This is a genomic window from Microcoleus sp. B9-D4, from assembly GCF_036705105.1.
In the GTDB taxonomy this organism is placed as follows: domain Bacteria; phylum Cyanobacteriota; class Cyanobacteriia; order Cyanobacteriales; family Microcoleaceae; genus Microcoleus.
This window is the reverse complement of the sequence record NZ_JAUBTS010000036.1, coordinates 60,929-69,108: the sequence shown is the minus strand read 5'-3', so window position 1 is coordinate 69,108 and position 8,180 is coordinate 60,929. Positions and strand designations below refer to the sequence as shown.

Sequence of the window (8,180 nt, the reverse complement as noted above, 5' to 3'; positions counted from 1 at the left end):
TCTTACACATTGTCAACGCCGAACGCGAGTCAAAGTCTTTTGAGGTAAGGGTTTTAGGCTTATTCAGCAAGCCCTAACTAATGCAACAGCCGTTTACCTTTTACTTCTTCTCCTGCTGCGAGTTCTTGTGGTGCTGCTATCTGAATTTTCAGGCGAGATTTTTTCAACGCTGCTATTGCTTTTAATATTAGTAGAGTCAGAGTTTGAGGCATCGATAGCCGATTTTCTTCTAATTATAATCGGAACATTAACAGAGCGACCGCAGGGTCTCCCGAAGGAGTCTATGTTCCTTCGATAATCGCAGATTGCAGACTCTGCACTCGGTTCTTGACAGTCATTAATAAAGCTTTGTGCTAATTTGTAATTATTTCCGTCTCCCTGCTTTAAGAAAAGTTCTCCCGCTTGTTGAAAGTCTGCTACTGCTGGCGATTTTGTTCCCAACATACAGCGAATAGCACCTCGTTCCAAATAAGCCAAACCATAATTAGGATTAACGCGAATAGCTTGTTCGTAATCGCCGATCGCCTTTTGCTTGTTTCCCAATTCATAGTATGCTTGACCGCGACCGAAATAAGCTTCTGCCAAGTTAGGATTAAATTTCAAGGCTCGATCGTAATTGTAAATTGCCTGCTGCTTGTTTCCCTGTTGGCCAGTAGCAATCCCCAATCCGAGGTAAGCTTGAGGTATGTTGGGATTCAGTGCTAAAGCCTGAGTAAAATTGGCGATCGCCCCCGCAACATCTCCATTTTGAACTTTCAAAGAACCTTGGTTGCTAAAATTTGCTGCTTTTTGAGCGATCGCAACTCTTTGACTGATAACCGCGTGATTGGCTCGGTAATGAGATAACTTATTTTGAGCTAGATTATAAACAGGTGTACGTGAATCTATGGCTTCTAAAAGTGCGATCGCCTGTTGCCATTTACTTTGCGACTGATGCCAAACTTCCATCGGATGAGGCGGTTTTTGCACAACTACAGCAGCTTCCATTGCCAATTGTTGAGCTTTTTCTAGACTTTCTGCCGCCTGTAAATTTTGCGCTACTGGAACCAAACTCGGGCGCAGTTGCAGCAAATCTGCTCTAGCTTGCTGATACCCAAAGCCGGGGAAGTTAGGAATTTTCTCTAAATTGGCGATCGTTTCTTTAAGCCGTCGCTCAAAACTTCTGAGCAGATTGACATCGGTGGCTTTCCCTGCATTCTGCGTTTCAACGGCCAGTATTTTCGCTTGGTTCAGCGTTTCATTTGCCGATCGCATAAAGGCGATCGTCCCTGCACCTGTCCCCAACAGCAAAACCCCTAAACCTGCTAATAAAGCTGCGGGTATTTTGCGACTTCGCGAATTATTAACTTGATTGTTAATTCGTGATGGCTGTACCCTTGGAGTCTGACGAGACTGTTCCGCTTCCGGTTCTGAATCCACCTCCAAATCCCAAGCAGGCAACTGCAAATCATCTGCTGTTGTTCCCGCTGTCAACTCCCTACTAATGGGAGCAATATTATTGCTATTTCCGCTGTGATACTTGTCAACAAAACTCTGCAATCCTGCCTGATATCCTTCTCCTACCGCCTGAAATCTCCACTGTCCATTCTTTGTATACAAACGACCAAATTCTACAGCAGTCTCTCGCGAAAAATTCTCTTTTAATTGATACCGAACAAGTTCACTTTTTGTATCCAAATTGGTAAGTTTGATAAAAGCATTTTTGATATTGCTAAAATTTGCCTTGATTTTATCTGCTTCGTGAATAGTGACCGCAAAAGTTATTTCCTCAATTTCAGGATGGATTTTCTCTAAAATAACTCCGTAAATACTCTTATTCTCTTGACCTCGGTTATTTTTGTCAGAAATTGATTGCAGTACCGAACCGTCACAGGATTGCAGATTATTGTAAAAGATAAAATATTTATCGTTAGGTAGCTTGCCGTCAGCACCTAGCATAAATGCAGAGACATCAATCTCGTAGCTTTGTCCAGCCTCTGTCACCTGCCAACCGAGGGCGATCGCCATTTTTTTCAAACCGGGCGCTTCTTGAGAGATATTAAATCTCTCACCCTTACTTAATTTCATTGCCATCTGCTTATTTGTTAAACCTAAAATTTTATACTCCTAATCTTAATGTTAAGTGGCAGAATAAGTTCTTTAATTAATGAAATTTAACAGAGTTTCTCTAATCGCGGGCTTGATTAAAAATATCTGCTGCCTGTATCGGAATTTATTGAGATTTACTTACAGAGAATTACCTAAGTGAAAACCGGGCTTTCAGCCCCAAGCGGTTTCTACAATTGAACTTAATTTGACATTAGTTTGGAGCATTTTCAAAACTAGGTAGCAAGGTAACAAAGTTACCAAAAGCTCCAGACGAGACTGTTCCGCTTCCGGTTCTGACTTCACCTCCAACTCCCAAGCCGGCAACTGCAAATCACCTGCTGTTGTTCCAGTTGCCAACTCATTAGTAATTGGAGCAATATTATTACTACTTTAGCTGCAATACTTGTCCACAAAACTCTGCAATCCAGCCTGATATCCTGCTCCTACCGCCTGAAACCTCCACTCTCCATTCTTTTTATACAAACGACCAAATTCTACCGCAGTTTCTCGCGAAAAGTTTTCTTTTAATTCATACCGAACAAGTTCGCTTTTGGTATCCAAATTGGAAACTTTGATAAAAGCATTTTTGATATTGCTAAAATTTGCATTAAATTTCTCTGCTTCGTGAATAGTCACAACAAAAGTTATTTCCTCAATTTCAGGATTAACTCTTTCTAAGATAACGCCGTAAATAGTCTTATTCTCTTGACTTCGGTTGTTTTTGTCAGGAATCGATTGCAGTACCGAACTGTCAAAGGATTGCAGATTATTGTAAAAGATAAAATATTTATCGTTAGGTATTTTGCCGTCAGCACCTAGCATAAACGCAGAGACATCAATATCGTAGCTTTCTCCTGCCTCTGTCACCTGCCAACCGAGGGCGATCGCCATTTTTTTTAAACCGGGCGCTTCTTTAGAAAGATTAAATCTCTCACCCTTACTTAATTGCATTGCCATCTGCTTATTTGTTAAACATCAAACTTTATAGCGTTAATGTTAATATTAAGTGGGACAATAACTTTTCTTCTTTAAGAAAACTTAATATTTTGTCTCTAATAGCGGGCCAAATTAAAAATATGTGCTACCGCTCTCCGAATTAATTGAGATTTACTGAAAGAGAATTACCTAAGCAAAAACCGGGCTTTCTACAAAACCCGGTTTCTACAATTGAACTTAATTTGACTCTAATTTTGAGCATTTTCCGAACTAGGCGGCAACGTCACGAAATTCCCAAAAGCTCCAACCGTTTGATAGCTTTTTTTGCCCAGTTCAGTTGTATAAATGCTGACAACGCCTAAATTCTGACGCTGCGTTGTATTGTCGAGCAAGCTTTCGATCGTGCCCCGCTGCGAAGTCAGCAAATTCTTGCAACTGCCGATCAAAGTATCTGTAATTCCGCCCAAAGCTTTCGGCACGCGAGAATCTTTGCACACAGTGCTTTCCAACTCGTTTTGGAGTACGCCGGAAGCATAAGTTAGGTATTGATCTCTCCCAGGATTTGTAAATGCCATGCCGGCAGCCAGAAGAGTCAGGGCGATCGCCACTTTTCCCACATTGCCGAAAAAATTAGAAGTTGGCTTGTTAGTATTCATTGCGTTATCAATATTCATTTTTTTTAGCCCCGTTGATTTATAAGCTTCTCTTGATTTAAACTACACCTCCTCAGAAACAGATTTCCGAAAGGAGGGGACAGTTTTTAGATTGGAGGCCAGTTGCGAGTAAGTCTCTCACTGGTTTACCTTCCTTTTACGTTTCCCCCTCCCTCAAATCCGGTAAATCTTCAACAAACATTTAGCTGGTTCCCAAGCAGAGCCTGGGGACGAGGAAACTTAGTTTCGCTTTGATTTTTGCCGATCGATCTCCCGCTGCAACTCTTCAATCTGACGGCGCAAAGCCTCCGTTTCACTGTTAGCCGTTTGCGACTTCACATCAACCGCACCCTCGGCTACAGCCCGCTTGTAGTTCCCCAGCTTAATTTGGCGGTATTCCTCGGAACTTGCCCAGTCTCGCAAATACCGCAGGCGTTCCACCGGGAAAGGGTGACTCAGCATCACGCCCTGGCCGCCGTTGTAAAGTAAAAACTTATACACTTGGTTGAGATTGTCTCGATCGAGCTCTTGATAGTTGTCAGACTGGCGGATAAATTCTTGCAAACTGCATTGGTCAGCATATTTACTGCTAACTCCCGCAAGTTGCATCATCGTCTTCATCACACTGTTCAAGTCATCCGTCACCAACAAAGCCGCCCGGTCGGCCGACAATTCAGCCTTGCGCCGCCACTCATAAAAAGCGAAAATTAAACCGCTACCGACCATATTTCCCAGCCCGAAAGTCATCTCGCCAATTGTCGAGGCGACGCTCATCGCCCACATCGCCATTTGATTTAAAGTTGGATGGCCGCATTTAATGTGTCCCAACTCGTGAGCCAAGACTACCCGCAGTTCCGCCTCGTCCAACAAGTCTAAAAGACCAGTGTTTAATACTACATAAGGCTGGTTTTTTCCCAAGGCATAGCTGTTAACTGAGGGATTCTGAGAAACAAATAAACCCGGTTCTGGAAAAACATCTAAAGCCTGCACGCACTCCCGAAATATATGATAAATGCTGGCATATTGGCGTGGCCCGACTTGAATGCTATTTCCCATTAGGTAAACGAATTGCGGTCGTTCGTAGACAAATTCTACAAATTTGCTGGCAATTAAGTCAAATCCAGGTACGCTCCGCAATGCTGCCTCGGCTTGGCGATCGAGGGGATGCTGAAATGCTTCGCTAGAAATTCCAGTATAAGTAGGCATAGTTGTTGCAAAAGTTACATTTAAGATATCAGTAAAGCCGATCGCAGCGGGTGCTAGCTGGCGCCTGACTTATCAATCTTATTGTGACAAATATTTAACTGTTGTGGAACAGGGCGGAAAGCCTGTTCAAATTAGCGTTAAAATTGTGATTCTGGTACAGGCGCGATCGACAAACATCTTTCACAGTGCCTGTGTATCGCCTCACCCAAAAATTGGAACGTGCAAAAATGGCTATCCTGCAACTCGAAAACGGTACAACCTACACTCAACCAAGCGACATTACCCGAGAACTCGCTGCCTTAAACATTCAACTCAACCGCTGGCCCGTGGGCGACAGTGCTGAAATTCAAAATTTGTTAGCTAAAGATGCTCTTGACGACAATCAAAAAGAGCAAGTGCTGCAAGCCCTCGACGGCTACTTTCAACAACTCAAGGAAACCGCAGGCTATCAATCGCGCGACTTAATCGTACTGCACCCAGACATTCCCAACCTTGACACCTTGCTGTCCAAATTCAACAAGTGCCACATCCACGCCGATGATGAAGTCCGCTATATCGTAGCAGGCGAGGGCATTTTCGGCTTCGTGCGGCCCGACGGCAGCCAAGTCGAACTCACAGTGCAGCCGGAAGAATTTATCAACGTGCCGGCGAATACAGAACACTGGTTTTATTTGACAGCAGCCCGGAAAATTAAAGCGGTGCGCTATTTTACCACGCAAGAAGGCTGGACGCCGGAGTATACCGATACGGAAATTCGATCGCGTTTAGCTGCTGTTTAAATATGCCAGCTAAAGATAAGTTTCATGAACTCGTCAAGATTGCCCTCCAAAATCAGGATTGGACAATTACTCATGATCCTTATCATATCGATCTGGGATTTGTGGATTTTTATATCGATCTGGGTGCAGAACAGTTATTAGCAGCGACAAAGGATAATGAAAAAATTGCGGTTGAAATCAAAACGTTTTTGGCACCATCGACGATTTCAGAATTTCATACCGCAGTGGGACAATTTATTAACTATCGGATTGTATTAGAATAGGACGATCCAGAGAGAACTCTTTACCTGGCAGTTCCCTTAGATATTTACACGAGATTTTTCACATACTCATTTATTCAAATGGTGATTGAACGCAATCAAATTCCGCTTTTAGTTTACGATACCGAAAAAGAGGAGATTTCTCAATGGATAAAGTAAGTTTGTATCGTCAATATATTCAGGAGTTGCTAACTGAACGAGCTCAGCGACGATCGCCTAACGATCCAGTTTCCAGCGAGACGATTTTCGATCTGGTAAGTGATCGCTATCAACTTGTAAATGTGGGTTGGAAAAACGGTAGCACTCGGATTTATGGCTGTGTGATTCATGTAGATATTAAAGATGGGAAAATTTGGGTGCAGCATGACGGGACTGAAGAGGCGATCGCCGATCAATTAATAGCACGAGGTGTCCCATCCCAGGAAATTGTGCTAGCCTATCATGCACCTCATGTCCGACAATACACCGAATTTGCAGTTGGTTGATCCGCCTCAAATTTTGTGGTTTGAAGATCGCAAAATACTCAAAGCAACCGCCTCCGCCACCTTAATCCCATCAATCCCCGCCGACAGGATTCCACCCGCATATCCTGCACCTTCCCCAGCAGGATAAAGACCTTCTGTATTCAAACTCTGATAATCTTCCTTGCGTTTAATCCGAATCGGTGAAGAAGTGCGCGTTTCCACGCCAGTTAAAACCGCATCATCCATCGCAAATCCTTTAATCTGTTTGTCAAAAGCCGGAAGTGCTTCGCGGATAGCTGCGATCGCATAATCTGGCAAACTTTCGCTCAAATCAGTCATCACAACTCCCGGCGTATAAGACGGCTGCACACTGCCTAGCGCCGTGGAAGGGCGATTTGCCAAAAAATCACCCACAAGCTGCCCAGGGGCGTTGTAAGTGCCACCTCCTAACTCAAATGCCCGTTCTTCTAGGCGACGCTGAAACTCAATTCCCGCTAAGGGATGACCGGGATAATCCTCCGGCGTGATACCCACCACAATCCCGCTGTTAGCATTGCGTTCATTGCGAGAATATTGACTCATCCCATTAGTAACAAGTCGCCCCGGTTCTGACGCAGCCGCTACTACCAAACCACCGGGACACATACAGAAACTATATACAGAACGATTGTTTTGGCAATGGTGAACCAGTTTGTAATCAGCGGCACCCAAAAGCTTATGGCCCGCCCGATCGCCAAAACGACAGCGATCGATGATAGTTTGGGGATGTTCCACCCGAAAACCAATAGAAAAAGGTTTAGGCTCGATGTAAACCCCGCGCGAAAACAACATTTCAAAAGTATCGCGGGCGCTGTGTCCCACCGCCAGAACTATATAATTACTAGCAATATATTCTCCGCTGGCGAGGGTAAGTCCCTGCACTTTTCCCTTTTCGATGTGGATATCTTCCACACGACTTTGAAACCGAATTTCTCCGCCTAATGCTTCAATTTTGGCGCGTAGACTTTGGACAATTCCCACCAGTTTGAAAGTGCCAATATGCGGTTTATTAATATATAAAATTTCCGGTGAAGCTCCTGCATTCACAAGTTCCGTCAGCACCTTCCGCCCATAATGCTGAGGATCTTTAACTTGGCTGTAGAGTTTGCCATCGGAAAAAGTACCCGCACCACCTTCGCCAAACTGGGCGTTAGATTCTGGGTTGAATTCTGCTTTTTTCTTCCAAAATCCAAAGGTGTCAACTGTGCGATCGCGCACTGCTTTTCCGCGTTCTAAAAGGATAGGGCGAAACCCCATTTGTGCCAGCATCAGACCTGCAAACATACCGCACGGCCCTGTACCAATCACAACGGGGCGAATCGTCAAATTGCTGGGGGCTTTGGCTACATAGCGATAACTCGTGTCTGGCGTTACCATTACATGAGGATCTTTTTTGAAGCGTTGGAGAAGTTGCTTTTCCTGTGTCGTCTCTACATCCACAATATAGACAAGGAGAATTTCTACTTTTTTACGAGCATCGTAGCTGCGCTTGAAGATGGAATAGCCGAGCAATTCTTCGGGGGGAATTTGCAGCTTTTTGAGAATGGCGCTGGCGATCGCATCTTGAGGATGATCTAGGGGGAGTTTTATTTCGGTTATTCTTAACATATAGCAGAGGGAAGTTCGGCAACAGATTGGGTAACGGATTTAACTGAGATGTTGCACCATTCTCGCTTAGCAACAGGCAAGATGCCTGTTCCACACAAACTCAATTTTATTCAACAACAGGCAAGATGCCTGTTCCACACAAACTCA

Annotated in this window: 8 protein-coding genes and 1 pseudogene; 3 read left to right on the top strand and 6 right to left on the bottom strand. The window is 44.1% G+C overall.

Annotated features, from left to right (window positions below; genetic code table 11):
• Nucleotides 1–93: 93 nt before the first annotated feature.
• The 5 genes from QUB24_RS20680 to QUB24_RS20660 form a co-directional block, all read right to left on the bottom strand.
• A complete protein-coding gene (locus QUB24_RS20680; RefSeq protein ID WP_333155093.1) occupies nucleotides 94–2,067 on the bottom strand; it encodes a TerD family protein in 1,974 nt (657 codons plus the stop codon).
• A 192-nt stretch (nucleotides 2,068–2,259) separates the two neighbouring features.
• A complete protein-coding gene (locus tag QUB24_RS20675; RefSeq protein ID WP_333155091.1) occupies nucleotides 2,260–2,445 on the bottom strand; it encodes a hypothetical protein in 186 nt (61 codons plus the stop codon).
• Between the two features lie 33 nt (nucleotides 2,446–2,478).
• Nucleotides 2,479–3,039, bottom strand: a complete 561-nt coding sequence (locus QUB24_RS20670) for a TerD family protein (RefSeq protein WP_333155090.1) — start codon at nucleotides 3,037–3,039, stop codon at nucleotides 2,479–2,481.
• 233 nt (nucleotides 3,040–3,272) lie between these two features.
• Nucleotides 3,273–3,698, bottom strand: coding sequence for a DUF4359 domain-containing protein (locus QUB24_RS20665; RefSeq protein WP_333155089.1), 426 nt, complete (start codon nucleotides 3,696–3,698; stop codon nucleotides 3,273–3,275).
• A 219-nt stretch (nucleotides 3,699–3,917) separates the two neighbouring features.
• The gene (locus QUB24_RS20660) at nucleotides 3,918–4,883 is read right to left on the bottom strand and encodes a M48 family metallopeptidase (RefSeq protein ID WP_333155088.1); all 966 of its coding nucleotides are present in this window, start codon (nucleotides 4,881–4,883) and stop codon (nucleotides 3,918–3,920) included.
• A 227-nt stretch (nucleotides 4,884–5,110) separates the two neighbouring features.
• Between QUB24_RS20660 and QUB24_RS20655 the strand changes: the two genes are divergently transcribed.
• From QUB24_RS20655 to QUB24_RS20645, 3 genes and pseudogenes are all read left to right on the top strand, one after another.
• On the top strand, nucleotides 5,111–5,662 hold the full coding sequence (locus tag QUB24_RS20655; RefSeq protein WP_333155087.1) for an acireductone dioxygenase: 552 nt from the start codon (nucleotides 5,111–5,113) through the stop codon (nucleotides 5,660–5,662).
• Between the two features lie 2 nt (nucleotides 5,663–5,664).
• Nucleotides 5,665–6,081: pseudogene (locus QUB24_RS20650) on the top strand (XisH family protein).
• On the top strand, nucleotides 6,069–6,407 hold the full coding sequence (locus tag QUB24_RS20645; RefSeq protein ID WP_333155085.1) for a XisI protein: 339 nt from the start codon (nucleotides 6,069–6,071) through the stop codon (nucleotides 6,405–6,407). The pseudogene QUB24_RS20650 and the gene QUB24_RS20645 overlap by 13 nt, the downstream one beginning before the upstream one ends.
• A gap of 6 nt (nucleotides 6,408–6,413) precedes the next feature.
• Here QUB24_RS20645 and QUB24_RS20640 read toward each other — a convergent pair whose 3' ends face one another.
• Nucleotides 6,414–8,033 carry an NAD(P)/FAD-dependent oxidoreductase gene (locus tag QUB24_RS20640; RefSeq protein WP_333155084.1) on the bottom strand — a complete coding sequence of 540 codons (1,620 nt, stop codon included), beginning with the start codon at nucleotides 8,031–8,033 and terminating at the stop codon, nucleotides 6,414–6,416.
• Nucleotides 8,034–8,180: the final 147 nt, after the last annotated feature.

Excerpts from the sequence above, each read along its gene's own strand:
- QUB24_RS20680 (WP_333155093.1), bottom strand. The coding sequence starts at position 2,067 with ATGAAATTAAGTAAGGGTGAGAGATTTAATATCTCTCAAGAAGCGCCC.
- QUB24_RS20670 (WP_333155090.1), bottom strand. The coding sequence starts at position 3,039 with ATGCAATTAAGTAAGGGTGAGAGATTTAATCTTTCTAAAGAAGCGCCC.
- QUB24_RS20665 (WP_333155089.1), bottom strand. The coding sequence starts at position 3,698 with ATGAATATTGATAACGCAATGAATACTAACAAGCCAACTTCTAATTTT.
- QUB24_RS20660 (WP_333155088.1), bottom strand. The coding sequence starts at position 4,883 with ATGCCTACTTATACTGGAATTTCTAGCGAAGCATTTCAGCATCCCCTC.
- QUB24_RS20655 (WP_333155087.1), top strand. The coding sequence starts at position 5,111 with ATGGCTATCCTGCAACTCGAAAACGGTACAACCTACACTCAACCAAGC.
- QUB24_RS20645 (WP_333155085.1), top strand. The coding sequence starts at position 6,069 with ATGGATAAAGTAAGTTTGTATCGTCAATATATTCAGGAGTTGCTAACT.
- QUB24_RS20640 (WP_333155084.1), bottom strand. The coding sequence starts at position 8,033 with ATGTTAAGAATAACCGAAATAAAACTCCCCCTAGATCATCCTCAAGAT.